The 17,810-nt window shown below is 39.7% G+C and carries 18 protein-coding genes and 3 pseudogenes; 6 read left to right on the top strand and 15 right to left on the bottom strand.

Features of this window, described 5'->3' with window-relative positions:
* Nucleotides 1-108 precede the first annotated feature (108 nt).
* Nucleotides 109-381 carry a YesK family protein gene (locus N0M92_RS14475; RefSeq protein WP_260286419.1) on the top strand — a complete coding sequence of 91 codons (273 nt, stop codon included), beginning with the start codon at nucleotides 109-111 and terminating at the stop codon, nucleotides 379-381.
* Nucleotides 382-421: 40 nt separating this feature from the next.
* On the top strand, nucleotides 422-559 hold the full coding sequence (gene arfA, locus N0M92_RS14470; RefSeq protein ID WP_260286418.1) for a ribosome alternative rescue factor ArfA: 138 nt from the start codon (nucleotides 422-424) through the stop codon (nucleotides 557-559).
* Nucleotides 560-576: 17 nt separating this feature from the next.
* Here arfA and N0M92_RS14465 read toward each other — a convergent pair whose 3' ends face one another.
* Nucleotides 577-918: a hypothetical protein gene (locus N0M92_RS14465; RefSeq protein WP_260286417.1), complete on the bottom strand. Its 342-nt coding sequence runs from the start codon at nucleotides 916-918 to the stop codon at nucleotides 577-579.
* Between the two features lie 953 nt (nucleotides 919-1,871).
* Between N0M92_RS14465 and N0M92_RS29455 the strand changes: the two are divergent.
* Nucleotides 1,872-2,161, top strand: a pseudogene (locus N0M92_RS29455) (transposase); the annotation flags it as partial.
* On the opposite strand, the gene N0M92_RS14450 reads toward N0M92_RS29455, so the two are convergent.
* The 12 genes and pseudogenes from N0M92_RS14450 to N0M92_RS14395 all read right to left on the bottom strand — a co-directional run bounded on the left by N0M92_RS14450 (nucleotide 2,135) and on the right by N0M92_RS14395 (nucleotide 11,651).
* A complete protein-coding gene (locus N0M92_RS14450) occupies nucleotides 2,135-2,410 on the bottom strand; it encodes a hypothetical protein (RefSeq protein WP_260286416.1) in 276 nt (91 codons plus the stop codon). The pseudogene N0M92_RS29455 and the gene N0M92_RS14450 sit on opposite strands and share 27 nt — an antisense overlap.
* Before the next feature lie 39 nt (nucleotides 2,411-2,449).
* Entirely contained in the window at nucleotides 2,450-3,664 is a 1,215-nt protein-coding gene (locus N0M92_RS14445) for an MFS transporter (RefSeq protein WP_260286415.1), read from the bottom strand.
* Between the two features lie 140 nt (nucleotides 3,665-3,804).
* Complete coding sequence (locus N0M92_RS14440) at nucleotides 3,805-3,954, bottom strand: hypothetical protein (protein ID WP_260286414.1); 150 nt, start codon at nucleotides 3,952-3,954, stop codon at nucleotides 3,805-3,807.
* 238 nt (nucleotides 3,955-4,192) lie between these two features.
* Nucleotides 4,193-5,839 carry an amidohydrolase gene (locus N0M92_RS14435; protein ID WP_260286413.1) on the bottom strand — a complete coding sequence of 549 codons (1,647 nt, stop codon included), beginning with the start codon at nucleotides 5,837-5,839 and terminating at the stop codon, nucleotides 4,193-4,195.
* A 188-nt stretch (nucleotides 5,840-6,027) separates the two neighbouring features.
* Nucleotides 6,028-6,276, bottom strand: a complete 249-nt coding sequence (locus N0M92_RS14430; RefSeq protein ID WP_260286412.1) for a hypothetical protein — start codon at nucleotides 6,274-6,276, stop codon at nucleotides 6,028-6,030.
* A 58-nt stretch (nucleotides 6,277-6,334) separates the two neighbouring features.
* On the bottom strand, nucleotides 6,335-6,529 hold the full coding sequence (locus N0M92_RS14425; protein WP_260286411.1) for an ATP-binding cassette domain-containing protein: 195 nt from the start codon (nucleotides 6,527-6,529) through the stop codon (nucleotides 6,335-6,337).
* A gap of 182 nt (nucleotides 6,530-6,711) precedes the next feature.
* On the bottom strand, nucleotides 6,712-7,944 hold the full coding sequence (locus N0M92_RS14420; RefSeq protein WP_260286410.1) for a M20 metallopeptidase family protein: 1,233 nt from the start codon (nucleotides 7,942-7,944) through the stop codon (nucleotides 6,712-6,714).
* A 150-nt stretch (nucleotides 7,945-8,094) separates the two neighbouring features.
* Nucleotides 8,095-8,856 carry a class II aldolase/adducin family protein gene (locus N0M92_RS14415; RefSeq protein WP_260286409.1) on the bottom strand — a complete coding sequence of 254 codons (762 nt, stop codon included), beginning with the start codon at nucleotides 8,854-8,856 and terminating at the stop codon, nucleotides 8,095-8,097.
* A gap of 16 nt (nucleotides 8,857-8,872) precedes the next feature.
* Nucleotides 8,873-9,349 (bottom strand): annotated as a pseudogene (locus N0M92_RS14410) (alpha-hydroxy-acid oxidizing protein).
* Nucleotides 9,319-9,591 (bottom strand): hypothetical protein, encoded by a 273-nt coding sequence (locus N0M92_RS14405; RefSeq protein WP_260286408.1) that lies wholly within the window; start codon nucleotides 9,589-9,591, stop codon nucleotides 9,319-9,321. Before N0M92_RS14405 ends, N0M92_RS14410 begins: the two are co-directional and overlap by 31 nt.
* A 201-nt stretch (nucleotides 9,592-9,792) precedes the next feature.
* The gene (locus tag N0M92_RS14400; RefSeq protein WP_260286407.1) at nucleotides 9,793-10,689 is read right to left on the bottom strand and encodes a 3-hydroxyacyl-CoA dehydrogenase; all 897 of its coding nucleotides are present in this window, start codon (nucleotides 10,687-10,689) and stop codon (nucleotides 9,793-9,795) included.
* Between the two features lie 491 nt (nucleotides 10,690-11,180).
* Nucleotides 11,181-11,651: a 2,4'-dihydroxyacetophenone dioxygenase family protein gene (locus N0M92_RS14395; protein ID WP_260286406.1), complete on the bottom strand. Its 471-nt coding sequence runs from the start codon at nucleotides 11,649-11,651 to the stop codon at nucleotides 11,181-11,183.
* A 641-nt stretch (nucleotides 11,652-12,292) separates the two neighbouring features.
* Between N0M92_RS14395 and N0M92_RS14390 the strand changes: the two genes are divergently transcribed.
* The gene (locus N0M92_RS14390; protein ID WP_260286405.1) at nucleotides 12,293-13,198 is read left to right on the top strand and encodes a LysR family transcriptional regulator; all 906 of its coding nucleotides are present in this window, start codon (nucleotides 12,293-12,295) and stop codon (nucleotides 13,196-13,198) included.
* A 496-nt stretch (nucleotides 13,199-13,694) separates the two neighbouring features.
* A pseudogene (locus N0M92_RS14385) lies at nucleotides 13,695-14,018 on the top strand (IS110 family transposase); the annotation flags it as partial.
* Nucleotides 14,019-14,583: 565 nt separating this feature from the next.
* Here the strand turns inward: N0M92_RS14385 and N0M92_RS14380 are convergent.
* The gene (locus N0M92_RS14380; RefSeq protein WP_260286404.1) at nucleotides 14,584-16,116 is read right to left on the bottom strand and encodes a flotillin family protein; all 1,533 of its coding nucleotides are present in this window, start codon (nucleotides 16,114-16,116) and stop codon (nucleotides 14,584-14,586) included.
* 19 nt (nucleotides 16,117-16,135) lie between these two features.
* Nucleotides 16,136-16,654 (bottom strand): hypothetical protein, encoded by a 519-nt coding sequence (locus N0M92_RS14375; RefSeq protein ID WP_260286403.1) that lies wholly within the window; start codon nucleotides 16,652-16,654, stop codon nucleotides 16,136-16,138.
* Nucleotides 16,655-16,975: 321 nt separating this feature from the next.
* Between N0M92_RS14375 and N0M92_RS14370 the strand changes: the two genes are divergently transcribed.
* On the top strand, nucleotides 16,976-17,548 hold the full coding sequence (locus tag N0M92_RS14370; RefSeq protein ID WP_260286402.1) for a biotin transporter BioY: 573 nt from the start codon (nucleotides 16,976-16,978) through the stop codon (nucleotides 17,546-17,548).
* Nucleotides 17,549-17,810 lie beyond the last annotated feature (262 nt).

Below are 17,810 nucleotides of genomic sequence, written 5' to 3'. Positions count from 1 at the left end.
GGCAGCCACCCCCGGCTGTCTTTTTCATATTTCAAAAAACCAAGAAATAATTTACTTATTCTGGTATTATTTGCATATGATACATAAGTATTTTGAGGAGGTTACAAAATGATGTTGGGAGTTCCACTTCTTATTGCATGTGTTCCAGGGATACTGGTGATACTTTTATCTTGGTGGTTTAGGAAATTAAACCTCTCTTTATTTGTAAGGCTATTACCAGGCATATTAACCGTTATAACTTCAATTATTTTGTTTTACATTGGTTTTGTGTACATTAGAGGGTTTGTAGGAGCTGGATATGGAATACTGGCTTTCTTTTTACTTCCCTTTGCAGTTGTAGCTTCGATTATTGCAAGAAAAAACAAAGGTGTGCAAAGCTAGAATTTTGTTCGGATAAACTATGAAAGTAGGAATATATACAATGATTAAAACAAAAAAGAAAACAATTGGTGAAATGACAAATAGCCGGATGCGTTGGGCGTTTGACCCCTCCACTCGTGTTATTAAAAACAAAAAAGGCAAAGGTTCTTATAACCGGAAAAAAGAGCAATCCTATTAGGATGCTCTTATTTTTTTTTATTCGATTATTTCTTCATGGCGGTAAGGTAACTCAATTTCTCTTAAGGTGGGTACTTGATCCCCTGCTGTTTTTAGTATTGTTTTAACATATACAGCTTGCAGCGGTTGGAATATATCTGTTGAAAAATTAAACTTCTCAGATAGGCCCTCATCAAAATATAATTCGTGTTTTGCTGTGTAATCATTAAATGGCGGGCACCCTACTGGTGTTGTAACATTTGGTGAACCAATACTAGCAAACCTTCGATCTGTTCCCTCTAAAGAAAACTTCGTTACAAATTCTGCAGTATCTTGTGAATACTCACGGTACTCAACAATGATATCTTGGAATCCATACAAAAAGACCCTCTTATTATCATTACGGAACCAGTACGGTTGATACCATTCCTTAATGAACCAACCTGCCCCGTCGTATTATAAGGCCAGCCAGAAAATATTTCTGGTTGACCATTTTTTATATCGATATATGATAACGGTAGCTGAGGTAGAACGTACCTGCCCGTGGGGCTTAAGATCCCGTCAACTAAACAGTTCGCCCCCTACTTGCTTAAACATGATTTGGCTGGTTGGGACCAAGATCTCGTATAACAAGCGAAGCTATGATACTACAAGAAGGATTAGGGGTTACCGGCAAATATTATGTTTTTGGAGGAGATAAAAAATGAATCCAGTGGTTGGTCTGGATGTAGCTAAAGGTGAAAGTCAGGTTCAAGCGTACTTGGATAAGAAGAAGCCTTATAAATGAAGTTTTAAAGTAGGACATACCATTGAAGGGCTAGAGAGCTTACACCGATATCTTAGAGAGATAGAAAACTTAACAGGAATTCGACCTCCGGGCGTTTTAGAGTCTACTGGGCATTATCATACTCCAGTTGTTCAGCATTTAGAGGAAAGAGGTTATTTACTAATTATCATTAACCCACTTGTCTCCTATCGAGCAAGAGCTCATCACTACGAAAGGTAAAGACAGATGTGATTGATGCTTACCTTCGTAATCTTACATGACAACACGAGAATGTAACGGGTATATATGTACAAACGAAACTTCAATTTCAAGCAGTTCTTGATCAGGTTTTCCCTGGGTATCATGGGGTTTTTGGAGGCTTATATTCAGTTGTCTCTATACTAACCTTTTTAGAATATCCTACATCTAAAGATGTTTTGGTAGTCGATGAAGAAGCATTAGGTAATAAAACCGATAAATTATGTACAAGTCGTTCAAGTAAGTGGGCAAATACAAAGGCAAAGAAACTTATAGCTGCAGCAACTAAAAATCCCTTTAAGTCACAAACGTCTTGGAACAGATTCCATTCGTTAAGCAAATACTTGCATTAAAGGAATCAGCGAGATTTCCCTGGCGGCAATCTTAGGAGAAGCTGGAGATCTGAGTGGGTTCGCTCATGGGAATGCGCTCCTTCGTCATGCAGGATTGCATCTCGCTGAAGCAAGCTCTGGGAAGTGGAAGTGGCTATTTTTGTATCCAGAACCCCTTAACGTTGACCAGTGCCTAATAAGTTATGTCCACAACCGTGGTCAGGACCGTCTCCGTTTATTACTACTGGTTCATGTGAAGTTGCTCCTTTTGTTGGCTTAGACTTGAAAGCGCGTCGAATTCGCCTAAAATACCGATAATTGGATGTCCTGAACCATACAAGGCGATAAACTCAGTGTCTAGTCCCGCAACGCCATATTCTACAGTGAAGCCTTCTTGTTTTAATGCTTCAGCTAGTGCTTTGGATGATTTTTTCTCCAAAGTGAATTTCCGGATTTCCCCAAATGTAATCGCTACACGAACGAAATGAATCTTTTTTTGCTCAATTATTTCTTTCACTAATTGAGTGAAATTAGCTGTTTGAGTTCATGAACCTCCTTAAAATCCTGCCTCTTGAAAGGCTGGCCTTTCTATTTTTTTCTTTGTACGAATTGTGCTGATTGTAATCATACATAATACAGCGGCCGCTATTAACATCCAGAAGGCTAAATCGAAGCTTCCTGATTTGTCAACAATGAAGCCGATGACCATAGGTGCAATAAAACCAGCTAACTGGCCACCCACATTAACAAAGCCCATAGCAGAACCAGCAACTGCAGTAGGTATATTTTTTAGTAATAGTGCATTTAATAAAATAATGACTATTGCACCGGACAGGCTTACAACAGTTTCACAAATGATAAAAACCACAATGCTTGAAGCAGAAAACATGAAAAACGTTAGGATTGCCATAATACCTGTAATAACGATTCCAAGATATTTCTCTTTACCTTTTGGCATTAAATCCATAATGTAACCGGCAGCTAACATACCGACAAATGAAGCAATGCCCGGAATAATTTGAATCCAACCAATTGAAACTAAATCTAATCCTCGCTCTTTTGATAAGTAACTTGGCAGCCAAGAAATAAGTCCCCAAGAAATAGTATAAATTGCAAAAGACGAAAAAAACAAACTCCACAATAATGGAATTTTAAGTACAACTTTTAACGGATTTTCAGTTTGTTGCAGTGGTTGTCCTGTTTCTGTTGTTGTCACGTGCGGAACTTTAAAGTAGAAAAAATAAAGTATTACAAACAATATACCGGAGCCTCCCATGAGAAAAAACATCCAGCGCCAACCAATAGAAACCATTAAATAGGTAGCAAAAATCGGTGTTAAAATCCCTATTATCCCACCGCTTGATAGTAGAATCGATTGTGCCCGAGAACGCTCTTGCTCAGGAAAGACAGTCGAAATTGCTTTTGTAGACGCTGGCATAAAGCCACCTTCCCCAAGACCAAATAAGAAGCGAATCACTATTATCATCATGAATGAATTTACAGCACCAGTTAGACCTGTAAATAGGGACAATAATAACATTGAACTCGTGATTACTTTCCTTGAACCAAATTTATCCGCTAGCCATCCCCCGGGCATTTGCATAATGGCGTATCCTAAGAAGAAACTACTAAGAACAAACCCCTGTGTTGTTGCTTTTAAAGATAAATCTGCCGAGATGTCGACAATCGCATAGCTCATGACAAATCGATCGAGATTCCCGAGTGCCCAACCAAAAAATAACAGTGCTAAAATAAACCATTTCTTGTTCATAAAAACCTCCTTTATTCATAATTCAGATTACACTTAATCAAATTCCTATATTTTCTTTACATTTTTCTTTTAAAATAACGGCTTTGTTAAAGTTAGTGTTGATAATTGGGTCAAAATATCATAATTGATGCTCACAAGGCTCAATCATGTTTGTAATCCCAATAACGAGACGTTCCTGTTTGGAAGGGATGAATTGTATATATCATATTTTGCATCATGATAACTTTTCTTCTAAAAAGACGGCTGATTTTTATTTCCTCTGGATCAGAGACGCCTTTATTCTTTGCCAATTTCGTACATATCCTGGCGATAGCTATCTATACTTAACTCAAGTGCATTTCTTTAAATCGTGAACAATTTTCCATTCTGCCGTCTATCAAACTTTTTAATCCTAAAATCCTGCAAATTTCAGACACAATAAAAGTCTTTATCCTCTGGTTTTCTGATACTCTGACAACAGGAAATCAACACTATTCTTTAACATAGCCTTAATACTTAATAATAGAATGATATTGAGCAGTTGAATCTTTACATAATGAAATTAACGGTTTCTTCCAACTCATCATCTGCATCCGGGGATTTCCCCAGCTCGTAAACGATTTCCCCGTCAATCATCGTCATTTCAACCCTTAATTGATCAATACTGTCGATTGTTACATCTAATATTCGGTCGTTTAGCACAACCAAATCGGCTAATTTCCCTACCTCGATGCTTCCTTTTCGATCTTCCTCGAAGCTTGCGTAGGCTCCGCTCCAGGTGTACATCCTAATCGCTTCCATGACGGAGATTTTCTGCTCTTCCCCAACTACCGTGCCGGACGGCGTCAGTCTGTTGACCGCCCCATGAATGCCGATAAGCGGATTGCAGTTCGAGACCGGGCTGTCCGAGGCACCTGCTACAACAATTCCCGCTTTCAAGCAGGATCCAATTGGGTAAAAATAGTCCCTGCGAGCGCCGAAGTGCTTAATGTATATATCTCCGAACTCGGTGAAAAAGTTCGGGTTAGGAACGGTCACTATGCCCAATTTAGCCATTCGCTCGATGAGATCGGGCATTGCTAAACCCGCATGCTCGATTCGATGTCTGTGATTGTCTCGCGGATATTGCCTAAGCGCTTCTTCGAACGTATTCAGTAACATCTCGATCGCCCAATCACCCTGGGCGTGAGCAGTAATTTGATAACCGTCGCGATGGGCTGCGATGAGAGCATCGTTCATATTTTCTTGCGTGTAATACAGAATGCCGCTGTCTTCAGGATTGGTCTCATACGGCTGACGCGTCGCAAGCGTCGGCACGCTTGAGGCGCCGTCTATAAAAATTTTCGCCGGACCGATACGAAACCGCTCGTCGCCGAGCCCAGTCGACAGGCACGTCTGTCTCATACGGTTAAAGTTAGGCTCGTGAACGACCATTGCATACACCCGAACCTTTAAGCGACCAGAACGAACCGATTGCTGCAGGATGCGCATATTGACCGGCTCGAACCCACCGGCATCATGAATTGTCGTAATGCCTAACGATACGAAATCGCGCGAAGCGATTTCCGCCGCTCTGGCCAAGTCCTGTTCCGTCGGATTCATGGCATGTTTTACCGGATCCATGGCTGCTTCCACGAGTAGCCCGTTTAATCTCCTGGACTCGTCCCGACCGAACACTCCACCTTCCGGATCGACCGACTGTTCGTTTACGCCTGCCAATTCCAACGCTTTACTGTTCGCAATCATAATGTGGCCGCATGTTCGTATAATTAGAATCGGGTGTTCCGTCGACACCTCATCATCCAGCTCATGGCGGGTCAAATACCGTCCTTCTAACATAGCCCTTTCGTTGTAGCCTGTTGCTACGATCCAACTTCCCGCAGGAGTAGACACCGCCTTCCTTTGCAATTTACCGATAATATCTACATTCGATTGGATAGAAGCGTCTTTGCAATTAATCGCCAACCTTGTTCTTCCATAACCGATCAGATGCAAATGCGAATCGATAAATCCGGGCAAAAGACTCCTACCTTGTAAATCGATCACCTTGGTCCGCTCTCCGATCCAATGTTTGATTTCCTCGTTCGTCCCGACAGCTTCAATTCGGTTACGTTTAACGGCAACTGCTTCTAGGATCCGATTGTCTGAATCGACGGAAATGACTTGTCCATTTACAAATACAACATCAGCAAACATATGATCACCTCTTATTTTTCTGTAATCAAAATCTAATGACAATGCTTTTGTGGGGTTCTAGTTTATCAGCCAATTCAGCCTACAAAACGAATTGATTTCCACTAAGCTTCTACTTGATTCATAGAATCGGCATTAATAATACTGTTTGAAGGATAATTAAAAACCAATGCAATAAACATCTGCCCCCTTCAATCATGGGCATTGCCCCTCCCGGGATTACCTCTTCCACAAACTGATGGATAAGATACCCTTTGCCTCATCCCTCCAGATAATGCATAAGGGTACTCCTTCAACATTTCGTCCGTTCTGGGAATCCCAACTTTGTTTAACATTTCTATTGCGTATTCTTTTGCATCCTTTGAATTCATTTTTAAATGGAGTTTGATTCCTTCGATTATTTGATTACCTATAGTGAAAACAGGATTTAAGGAAGTCATTGGCTCCTGAAAAATCATCGATATTTCAGGAGCCTTATTTCTCTTAGGCGGGATTCCGTTACTTTTGTAATAAGATTTGACCCTCTTTTACTTTGCCATTTTTTCCGAGCAAACCAATAATCGACAATAAGGTTACACTCATTCCGCACCCAGATTCACCAACAATACCGATTGTTTCACCGGGATTGACAGTAAAACTCACATCTTCAACGGAGATTACTTCTTTTTTATCTGATTGAAATGTAATTTTCACATGATCAACTTCAAATAAGGGCCCATTTACTCACCAAACATTTCGTATTAAACTTTTATTTTTTAGGAATATTCTGTCTCATCTTGGAGTATTGGATAGCAACTTAGTTACACTGATTGGTAAACATGATGGATAATAAAAGGTTGGATGAACTTATAAAAGTATATTGGCTAAATAGGCATCTATTGAATTTGCGAAAGTAAACCATTTTTTGAATCATCAAGAAACGTTTTCTGGTGTTCGTTAAGATAATGGTAAGTCAGACTTAACATCGTTTTCCCAGCAATCACCAAGGCTCGCTCATCTATATCAAATTTCGGATGATGGTGTGTGAACATTTCGCGGCCATCTGGATTAGCAGCCCCTACATGAAAGAATGCTCCTGGTACATGCTCAAGATAAGCTCCAAAATCTTCCCCCCCCGTTATCGGAGGCATTTCCGCCACTTTGTCGGCTCCTAATAGATCCTTGGCGACTTTAAAGAAAAGGTCTGTCTCTTTGTCATGGTTGACAACAGGAGAATATCCGCGCTCATATCGAATCTCTGCCTTTGCGTGAAGAGCAGTGCAAACTCCTTCAACGATTGTTTTGAACTCTCTTTCAAGATAATCTCTGACTTCCGGATCAAAGGACCGTACCGTCCCAGTAAAATGGGCCTTGTCAGAAATGACATTGTTAGCAACACCAGCATGGAAGGAACCAACAGAAAGAACGGCTGTTTTTATTGGATCTACTTGACGGCTGACCAACAGCTGAAGTTGATTGATCACTTGTGTTGCAACAATGATGGAGTCAACCGTTTCATGTGGGGCAGATCCGTGTCCGCCCTTGCCATAAATCGTTACCTCAAAGGAATCTGCTGCAGCCATCACCGGTCCTTTTCTTGTTCCGACAAATCCGAGGGGAGCAGGTGATGCCAGGTGATAGCCAAAAATCGCATCTACTCCCTCCAGACATCCGTCGGCGATCATCTCAACAGCTCCTCCAGGTGCCTTTTCTTCCGCATGCTGATGGATTAAAACGACATTTCCAGACAATTCTTCCCGAACCTCACTTAATACCTTAGCAACACCAAGCAGTGTAGCTGTATGCCCATCATGTCCGCAGGCATGCATGACACCGGGAACTTTAGATTTATAAGGTACATCCTTTTCATCCTGTATCGGCAGGGCATCAAAATCCGCTCTTAGCGCCACTGTTTTCCCAGGATTCCCCCCTCGAATGATGCCGACAACGCCGCGGCCGCCCACACTAGTTCTTACCTCAATTCCTAAATCAGTAAGAATTTTCGCGATAAGTTTTGGTGTCTCTACCTCCTCAAAAGAAAGCTCAGGATATTGGTGGAAATACCTTCTCCATTCCACCATTTGATCGTACAAGTCTTCTAATTTTTGATGCCAGTTATTTATTACCATAGGTCCTCCTTTTTAAATCATGTTTTTTTAAAAGATGGTTTATATTAAACGAAATCTTTACGACATTTCGTTTAATAAACTTTATTCTAAAGAAGTGGTCGGCGTATACTCCGACATCTGTGAGTGAACTCACAACAACTTAAGAAATGGCTATTCCAATAAATCAGGCTGTTCTTTGACGATTCGACTCCATAGAGGCTGGAACTGAAACCAACCCGTTTGCGGAGATCCGACATAGTTACTTGTACGCTCTGCATGATGTTCGTCAATGAGTACAGGATTACCGACTGATTCCGCCATTAGTTGCGCTTGACAGGAACGTTCCATTGTGATGAACCACCATGCACACTCATCTACCGTTTTCCCAACAGTGAGTAAACCATGGTTACGCAAGATAACCGCTTTATGAGGACCAAGCGCTTTGCCTATACGTCTTCCTTCCTCAAGGTCATGGACCACACCTGTGTAATCATCAAACACCGAATGATCCTTGTAAAAGGCACAGGCATCCTGCGTGATGGGGTCGAGCAAACGTCCCAGGGTCGACCACGTTTTCCCGTATACGGAATGCGAATGGGCCGCAGCAATAATATCCGGACGTGCAGAATGTACTTGGGAGTGAATAGTGAACGCTGCCCGATTAACAGGCCTCTCCCCTTCTACCACATCACCATTGTGATTAACCAGGATCAGATCAGAAGCCTTGATTTGGCTAAAGTGCATGCCGAACGGGTTCACCCAGAAACAATCTTTTTCTCCCGGATCTCTTGCCGTGAAATGACCGGCTACGCCTTCATCAAATCCAAATTTGGAGAACAAGCGAAAAGCAGCTGCAAGACGTTGTTTGGTATGTTTCCGTTCTTCTTCAACAGAACTGAAAGTCGGTGGTTCTTTAAAATTTTTTGTTACCATATTTTATCTATCCTCCTTAAATTTTGGCCTCTACCAAATGGGTTCGGTCAAGCTCCACCACAGATTTTCTGCCGAAAAGGGCCATTGTTAAATCCATATCAGCGATGAGATTCCGAATAACCTGTTGGACACCTTGTTCACCTGCTAATGCCAATCCTTAGGCATAAGATCTTCCCAGGAGAACAGTAGACGCCCCCAGAGCCAATGCCTTTACTATATCTGCACCGCGTCTAATGCCACTGTCAAATAGTACAGAAACTTTTCCCTGGGCAACGTCACACACTTTTGGCAGCGCATCTAGTGCCGCTATCGCCCCATCCACCTGCCTCCCACCATGGTTAGATACGATTAAACCGTCCACGCCGTAGTTTAACGCCACTTCTGCGTCTCCAGGGTGAAGAATTCCTTTCAACAAGATTGGTAATTTCGTGTGATCACGGAGAAACTTTAAGTCTTCCCATGTCAGACTGGTATCTCCAAATTCTGCGCCCAAAGGGAAATCGCACCTCTCATATCCTCTTTAGGCGGTTTCTGTAACTTTGCACAAAAAGCAGGATCATTCAAATAGTTACCGAGTCCTTCTTCAAACGAGAATGGATAATACGTATTTGCAAGATCAAACTCTCGACATGCGATCATCGGGGTATCTAGTGTAACAACAATGGCGGAATAACCGGCCGCTTCTACACCGTCGATCGCTGTGACCACCCACCCATCGATAATGTCCAATCCCATTCGGTATTACCGGGTCATATTTGCTACTGCCAGCCTGCTGACTTAATCGGGCTAAGGCATCTTATTCCCCAAGGATAGCGATGACAGATTTCCCGAGAAGGGAGTTAAAATACATCGCCCATACTTAGAATTATGGAAGTATCCAGTCAACTTCACTAAAATACCAATGCTGATTAGTCAGTATATAAATAACTCTACTATTTAACTTTTTAAAAAATCTGGTTTCATGTAATTAGGATTGGGATATTTGTAGAATCCTTCTCCTGATTCTTTTCCAAATTTCCCTTTATCGATAAACTCTGTTTTTAACCACTCAGCAACTTCAGCAGCTTGATTATCACCAGCTTTTTCTTTTTCAAGAAGGGCATTGTATGGAGTATTAAAACCAATAACATCATAAGCACCAAACGGACCTATAGGAGAACCAGAAGCTATCATCCAAGTCTTATCAACCGTTTCAGGATCAGCAATCCCTTTCATCACCAAACACGTAGCAGCCTCCAAATACGGAACTAATAAAGTATTTAGAATATATCCTGGCTGTTCTTTGTATAGGGGTATAGCCACCATACCAATCGCTTTTGCAAATTCAATCACTTCATCAAACACTTTCATGTCGGTTTCCTTGTGTTTCATGATTTCTGCCGTATTGTTTTTCCAAATTTCATTTGCAAAATGTAAAGCCAAAAATTTTTCTGGGCGTCCTGTCGCTTCCGCAAATTGGCTTGGTAATAATGTAGAGGAGTTTGTCACAAATGTGGTCTTCTCAGGTGCAACTTTCCCTAACTCCTTATAAAAATCAACTTTAATTTGAACTACTTCAGAAATGGCTTCAATCAAGAGGTCAGCATTGGACACAGCTTTCGATAAAACACTGCAAAAAGAAATGCGATTATAAGCCGAATTCACTTCTTCCTCTAAAGCTCCTAAATCTTCTTGATAACGCTGTTCTAAATTTCTGATTCTTACCTTTGCACGTTCTAATGCTTCATCATCAATATCATATACTGTTACATTGAATCCCTTAAACGCCGTTTGAAAGGCAATCTGACTTCCTAAAACACCACTACCAGCAATGGTTATATCCATATATTCCATACTTTCATTCTCCTTTTTCATCCTTTTCAAGGTTCCTGTTTACACTTGTCATGACTATTTTTGAAGATTTACAGGTGAAACCTATTTACCAAATGAAATTAGTATACTTGTCCTAATGTATAGTTCTTTATATTGGATTTGGAAAGGGATCGCCTGGCCTTTTCTATTGTCTATATGGTTTAAAATTGAACATTCCCAGTGTTTCTCGTCCTCTGATTTAATTAATGCAATGCTACTGATACGATAAAATTGAATTAATATATTTACATATATAATTGAGTACTCATCTCGCACTTTCTTGTACACGATTTTTGAAGGCATGATATATTGCCTTTAAAAATCGTGTATTATTACCAACTTTGTTGTTTTAAAGATGGAGTATTTCTCCCTATGAACGACCTCATCGACTGTTATTTCAGACCATCTACCATTAGGACAATTGCCCTATGAGATGAAAGACACTAGCATCCTAGTATTGAATATGGATTGAATTAATATATTGTTACATCAACCGGTTTGATACCGTTTTCCGCACAATATTCGTGATATTTCTCCAATACTGTTTGCGAATTGCTGGTAAATAAGGTGTTACCGTTTTCATCTTTAAATTCCAGTGCGCCATCAATGACAACAAATGTTATTATATCTTCATCTTGAGACATAGCCACTGGCCTATGCAGTGAACCAGCAGGTTCAAATACAACGTCCCCTGGTCCTGATACCCATTCATCTTCAATATACTTCCATTTACCTTGAATAGTATAGACAATTACAGTGCCATGATGAAGATGGGCAGGCACGTCTTGATCACCTCCAGGGCTTTTGGAAAGCACAATATATTGACCTGTTATTGGGTTTACCTTACATAATTTTGTTTCCATACCACCTAATCCAGTCGGAACCCAAGGCAACTCCTTGGGGTCAACATAATTAGACGCCAGTATGTTATTTGTAATTTTCATTATTATTCCCTCTTTCCATTTGTTTTTGGCTTTTTCTCTCAGCTATTCTTCTACCGAACAAACTGTACATCATTACTGTAAGCATCGAAAAAAACAAATATTATATTGGTAGTGCAAACCTCCTACCCTTTATATTTTTTAGAATATTCAATATATTCACAAATATAGTGTACCAATTAATTACAATCTGATAAAATAGCTATTAATCATGATAAACATGACTAACAATCATATATAGAAAGCAAGTAATGGACAAGTTGGTCATAAGTTCTTGCAAACCCTTCTACACCATTTCTTGTGATCTCCCAAAGGTCTTGGTTTCCTCCTCTGTTTGGGATACATGCCCTCCACTCATCGCAAGAGTAAGCTGCGATTATTAAACAAAAAAATCATTGATTTCGATCAAAAATTAAGGATTTTTGGCATTTTAATGGACTTAGGGATACTATAATCTATGGTTGCATTGGTGAAGAAACGCACCCTTTCGTATTATAAGGTCAGCCAGATATTTAAAGTGTACCCATTGTAAAGTACATTTTAAAAAAAGTTCACATGGAGAAGATGATTCTGTATTGAACAGGATCTATTTTTGGGAACAAGGATTCATAATAAAATATATAGAAGGATACGGGGAATGATCCATGCATATTGAGCAATTGGAATATATCGTAGAAATATCAGAAACCGGTTCATTTTCTGTTGCTGCAGAAAACCTTCATGTAACCCAATCCGGTATCAGTAAATCAATCGGAAAACTTGAAGAGGAATTAGGGATCAAAATATTTAACCGGTCACGGTCAGGGGCTTTGCCAACTGAGGAAGGAAAAACTGTAATTGAAAAAGCGTATGAGGTAATAATCAAACTTCAAGAATTCAGGAAAACAGCAAAAATACAATCGAGTCAAGTGCTTGAAGATCTGAAAATATCTGTATATCCACTTCTTATAGAATCTATATTTAAAAGCCTGTCGTCCTTTAAAGAGGACAACCCACACATCCAAATTGAAATAAAAGAAGCTCCTTCACATATCATTATTGAAAAAATCAAAAAAAAATCGGTTGATATTGGGCTCACGTATATCACTAAACAGATAATAGAGGATGAGGAATTAGATTCTGAGGTATTATTAAATAGTAAAGCGAAAATATGTGTAAGTAAAGACTCCCCATTGGCTTCTAAAGATTACTTGACGCCCCAAAATTTACTCAATCAGTCTATCATTTTATATGATTCAAAGGAAATGAGAGAGGAAATGCATAATTTTTTAAAAAATTACGGGAAAATGAATGTATTGTGTGTTACAAATAACGTTAATTTGATTAGACAATTTGTTGCAGAAGGATCAGTCATTTCCGCTACTTCTGACATATTCTTAAGAAACAATCCTTATATATCATCTGGGAAGATCATCCCAATTGATTTATTGCAATATTCCAATACATCAATATCCATAGGATGGGTAAGATTGAAAGAAAGAATGATTACGAAATCTACTAAAACATTCTTAAAACATTTGAAAGATCAGTTCCTAATAGGTAACTATTAGTTGCGTTAAACAATTTAGGCTGTTAGTTATTTCCCAGATAGAATCTGTAAACTCAAGCTAAAAGGTTCTGGTGCAAATATGACCTGTTAGAAACATAGAATCTCAATCTCCTATGAATTATGAGGCTACTCCAAATAAGTGAGACGTTATAGATATTTTCAAGAAACTTCGAAATCACATTATATATTATATAATTAAATGCATCCCATTTTATTCTCTGTTACGGTTCTTACTGTTCATCAGACATAATTAGAGAATAAAAGCCTCTAGGTTCATCTTAGAGGCTTTTATTTATTGTATCTCATTGCAAAGAGCATTCTTGCCTTATGAGACGATAAAAATTACCACTCTATCAATTGCATCATCTTTAATGAACAAACCCACCTGTTAGCATTCCTGTAGAGCGTTAAATATCGGCTTTGAAAAAAAAACAGAGCTCCTCAGTATGATGAGAGTACACACAAACCAAAACTCATCTTAAGGAGGAAGCTCTACTATGAACTTTAAAATACAAAACAAACAAAATCAAACTAATTGAAAGAATCACGAATCGTCATCTTGTTGTAGTAATTGATATTGCACAACAATTTCATGTTGCTCGAGCTGTTAACTATCGAGGAATTGTGGTCGGTCATCCTCTAACCTTTGAAAATAACAATGAGGGGTATACTATATTTCTAATTTGGATTAAAGAACTTAAACGAATAAACCGTTTAGACACAGCCATCGTGGGCATGGAACCTACCATTACTGGTTGAATCTATCAAAATGGTTATTTGAACAAAACATTGAAGTTGTTACCGTAAATCCGCACCTTGTTACTATTAAAACGTTAATAAGTGGAAGAACATAGTTATAAATCTGATGGGAACCGTATTTGTTTGTTTAACATAATATTTTTTCTTATATCTGATTAACTTTTTTCAAACTTTATTTATTTATTTATTTATTTATTGTGTAGTATTCCTAATCATTAAAATATATTACTTCTGTTAGGATTTACAACCTTGCTTTTCCCTGAAAGCCTCTTTAGCTTCTTTTTCAGTGTCAAACTCAAATATTTGAATGTTGTTCATTAAATGAACAGTTCTGAGTTGGGAGTTGTGGCTAACATTGACCCGTCATCAAACTTCTTTGCAGATGGGAATGGCCCTATTGTAAACGGAAACAACTATGAATACCCCCTCGGGTTTACAATAAATGTAAAAGCACTTAAACAAAAGAAGCAACAGATTGTATATCTGTTGCTTCTTCTTGTATGATTTCGCCTATTGCTATTAATGGTTAATTCTTCAATACTTTTTGTTATTTAAATATTTACTTGTCTTTTGCAACAGCTTTTATTTTATTTTATTTGACGAACAGAATGATTTACCTTTTCTCTGTTATTCTTCCTTGCCTGCTGCCATATTCATGTTCGCTTCGACATTATCCTGACTGATGGTTGTAAATGGTAAATTTCTCTTTCCAGAGAAATTCTCAAGCAAGTCTTTGACATCAATTCCCGAAGATGCCTTTAATGACTCCTGCAATGTGGCCATTAAATCCGTTGCATATCCAGTCACTTTATTGGCCCCGCCATTCGCACCGCTTCCACCTGTATCCACTACAGTGATCTTGTCGATATTACTAAGCGGGCTTGCCACTTGTTTGGCATACTCCGGAAGCATTTTCAAGATCATATCCATGACGGCTGCCTGACCGAACTGTTCAAATGCTTCGGCAATCTTCTGCTTGGCTTCGGCCTCTGCTACCCCTGTTAACCGGATGATTTCCGCTTCTGTCGTACCTTGTGCCCTTTGTGCGTCCGCTTTAGCAAGACCGTCCATGCGAACGCGTTCCGCTTCGGCTTTTGCCATGGCTTCGATTTTATACTTATCGGCATCCGCTTCTGTAATCTGTTTCATCTTGTTAGCGGAGGCTGCCTGCTCGACTGCATAACGGTCGGCATCCGCCTTTTTCTTCACTTCGGAATCATATTGCTTTTCACGGCGAAGGATTTCTTTTTCCTCTAGCTCGATTTGCTTTTGCCGTTCGATGATCCTGATTTGCATTTCCTGCTCGGTTACATCCTGTTTGGAGCGGGCGGTTTCCAGATCGTAAGCTTGGTCAGCTCGTGCTTTGGCAATATCCTGCTCGCGACGGTATTCCGCAACCTTCAGCTTGTTGATTTTCTCGGCTTCGGCTATTTCCGTTGCCCTTTCAAGTTCGGCACGCTGGGCTTCCTTCGAAGCTTCGGCACGCTTGATTCGCGTTTCCTTCTCTGCTTCAGCTGTAGCAATATCGGCATCCCTTTTCACTTGTGCGATTCTTGGCTTACCAAGGGATTCAAGATATCCGTTTTTATCGCGGACATCTTTTATTGTGAATGATACGATGATGAGTCCCATTTTAGCTAAATCCTGCGAGGCTACCCTCTGTACTTCCTGGGAAAACTTTTCGCGGTTTTTATAAATTTCCTCGACTGTCATCGATCCAAGGATGGAACGAAGGTGTCCCTCCAAGACTTCCCGCGCTTCCTGTTCACGGTCATCTTTGGATTTACCCAGGAATTGCTCCGCTGCTGTGGCAATATCGGTGATTGAACCGCCAATCTTGATGATCGATACACCATCAGCCATGACTGGAACTCCCTGTTCTGTATATACTTCAGGAGTTGATACCTCAAGTTTGCTTGACAACAAGCTTAGTGGTTCCGCTTGCTGAAACACAGGGAGAACGAATGCGCCACCTCCGCGGACGATTTTAATTTTATTTCCTGATTCGTCAATGTGAACATTTTTGCTTCCTAAGTAGCTTCCAGTCACAATCAATGCTTCATCAGGACCAGCCGTGCGGTATTTCGTAATAAAGACAGCAATAAGTGCGATAAGTAAAAATGCAACAATGGCGACGACAATCCAAATCAAATTAAACATAAACTACCTCCTACCTTTTTTAATCCTGGTGGGGCATAACATAGACAACCCCGTTTTTAACTTCGATGATCAAGACCTTTGAATCCGAAACAATTCCTTCATTCTTATAACTGGCCGCAGTTTTCGCGATGCTTCCACTGATGCTTTCAATCAAGACTTCCCCAAACCCGTCAACCGGGATTGATGTCAGAACCCTGCCGACCCTCCCTCTCAGATCATTATCATGAAATGTCAAACTTTCTTCCGCTGATGAGATGGGAATCAAAACAAATACATTCAGTAAAGTGACGATGGTAAATGAAATGATCAGGGAAATGCCGGCAATCACCCCAGCATGAAGTCCTGAAAGCGATTCAAGCAAAAACCCACTCGCAAAAAACACGGTCAAAAAGCTAAAAATGAGGGTAGGATTAAATATATCCGGTAATTCAAGGCCGGAAAATAAATCGTTAAACAAGATAAATAAGAATGTTAGCCCCCCGAATATAATTAATCCATATAAATAGACTGTTTCTAATGGAACCCCAAATAACTCCATCTCTTTCATCCTTTAAATTCGATTTTTTCCAAGCCGCTTACTATTTTAAGGACCTGGGATAAGCGTTTTCCCAACATTGATATTCTTTGTTATGACCCCCTCCATTTACTTGCCTACCATTCATACGAATGATGCATTAAAAAAGTTTCATTTATTTTCCAAGTTTTGAATTTTCCTTTTTCTTCACTTTCAAACATTGTCGTCTAATAAATCATTAATGAATTAAAATCCATAATATCATTGACAGTGTTTAGTTAACATATTAAAATTCTTTATATGTTAACTCGTCATACGAATAGGTTTACATTAGGAGGAAGCACAATGAAGGAACGTCATGAGAAGTTAAGAATGATGATGGTTACAGCTTTATTTGCAGCACTTATAGGAATATTTGCCCAATTCACAATTCCACTGCCCTTAGTACCGATTACAGGTCAAACTCTAGCAATTGGACTGGCAGCAACGATTCTCGGTTCGCGTTATGGAACTTCTTCCGTTTTATTATACTTGTTCATAGGGGCAGCGGGAGTGCCGGTATTCGCTGAAATGTCTGGAGGATTAGCTAAGATATTCGGTCCGACAGGCGGTTATTTATTATCCTATATCCCGACAGTATATATAACGGGTCTGATATTGGAAAAAACCCGTTTCACAGTTGCAATGGCTTTCCTTGCAAATACAATCGGGATGATAATTACTTTGGTCATCGGTACGGTTTGGTTAAAATATATGAGTTCATTATCTTGGCCAGTGGCATTTGCCAGCGGTTTTGCTCCATTTATAATCGGAGGCGTTTTAAAGGCATTCCTTGCATCATGGCTTGGCATCACAATCCGTTCAAGGTTAGCCTCGGCTAATATGCTGCCCAAAAAAAATGCATCACTTTCCCAATGATGGGTAAATGAAAGAGGGGTACCGCTTACGGTAGCCCCTTTTCATTTATATTCAACTTCCCGAACACTTGCACAAAAAAAGACTCTTAAATAAGAATCTTTTTTACAAGTAATTATTGCGGTCCTATCCCCATAAGTCCGAATATGAATAGCAAATGTATATGATCCCCTTTGCTAACCGTAATCATTTTACTATAGTAACAGTCATTTGACAACTCTTGAGGATACACCATGAACTTACTGACATTTTATAACTTTAGGAA

Source organism: Peribacillus aracenensis, from assembly GCF_025175645.1.
GTDB lineage: Bacteria > Bacillota > Bacilli > Bacillales > DSM-1321 > Peribacillus > Peribacillus aracenensis.
Note: the sequence above shows the minus strand (reverse complement) of the source record. Positions and strands in the feature narration are given on the sequence as shown.

Coding starts and splice junctions, on each gene's coding strand:
- N0M92_RS14475 (WP_260286419.1), top strand. CDS start 109: ATGATGTTGGGAGTTCCACTTCTTATTGCATGTGTTCCAGGGATACTG.
- arfA (WP_260286418.1), top strand. CDS start 422: ATGATTAAAACAAAAAAGAAAACAATTGGTGAAATGACAAATAGCCGG.
- N0M92_RS14445 (WP_260286415.1), bottom strand. CDS start 3,664: ATGAACAAGAAATGGTTTATTTTAGCACTGTTATTTTTTGGTTGGGCA.
- N0M92_RS14435 (WP_260286413.1), bottom strand. CDS start 5,839: ATGTTTGCTGATGTTGTATTTGTAAATGGACAAGTCATTTCCGTCGAT.
- N0M92_RS14430 (WP_260286412.1), bottom strand. CDS start 6,276: ATGACTTCCTTAAATCCTGTTTTCACTATAGGTAATCAAATAATCGAA.
- N0M92_RS14420 (WP_260286410.1), bottom strand. CDS start 7,944: ATGGTAATAAATAACTGGCATCAAAAATTAGAAGACTTGTACGATCAA.
- N0M92_RS14415 (WP_260286409.1), bottom strand. CDS start 8,856: ATGGTAACAAAAAATTTTAAAGAACCACCGACTTTCAGTTCTGTTGAA.
- N0M92_RS14405 (WP_260286408.1), bottom strand. CDS start 9,591: ATGGGATTGGACATTATCGATGGGTGGGTGGTCACAGCGATCGACGGT.
- N0M92_RS14400 (WP_260286407.1), bottom strand. CDS start 10,689: ATGGAATATATGGATATAACCATTGCTGGTAGTGGTGTTTTAGGAAGT.
- N0M92_RS14395 (WP_260286406.1), bottom strand. CDS start 11,651: ATGAAAATTACAAATAACATACTGGCGTCTAATTATGTTGACCCCAAG.
- N0M92_RS14390 (WP_260286405.1), top strand. CDS start 12,293: ATGCATATTGAGCAATTGGAATATATCGTAGAAATATCAGAAACCGGT.
- N0M92_RS14380 (WP_260286404.1), bottom strand. CDS start 16,116: ATGTTTAATTTGATTTGGATTGTCGTCGCCATTGTTGCATTTTTACTT.
- N0M92_RS14375 (WP_260286403.1), bottom strand. CDS start 16,654: ATGGAGTTATTTGGGGTTCCATTAGAAACAGTCTATTTATATGGATTA.
- N0M92_RS14370 (WP_260286402.1), top strand. CDS start 16,976: ATGAAGGAACGTCATGAGAAGTTAAGAATGATGATGGTTACAGCTTTA.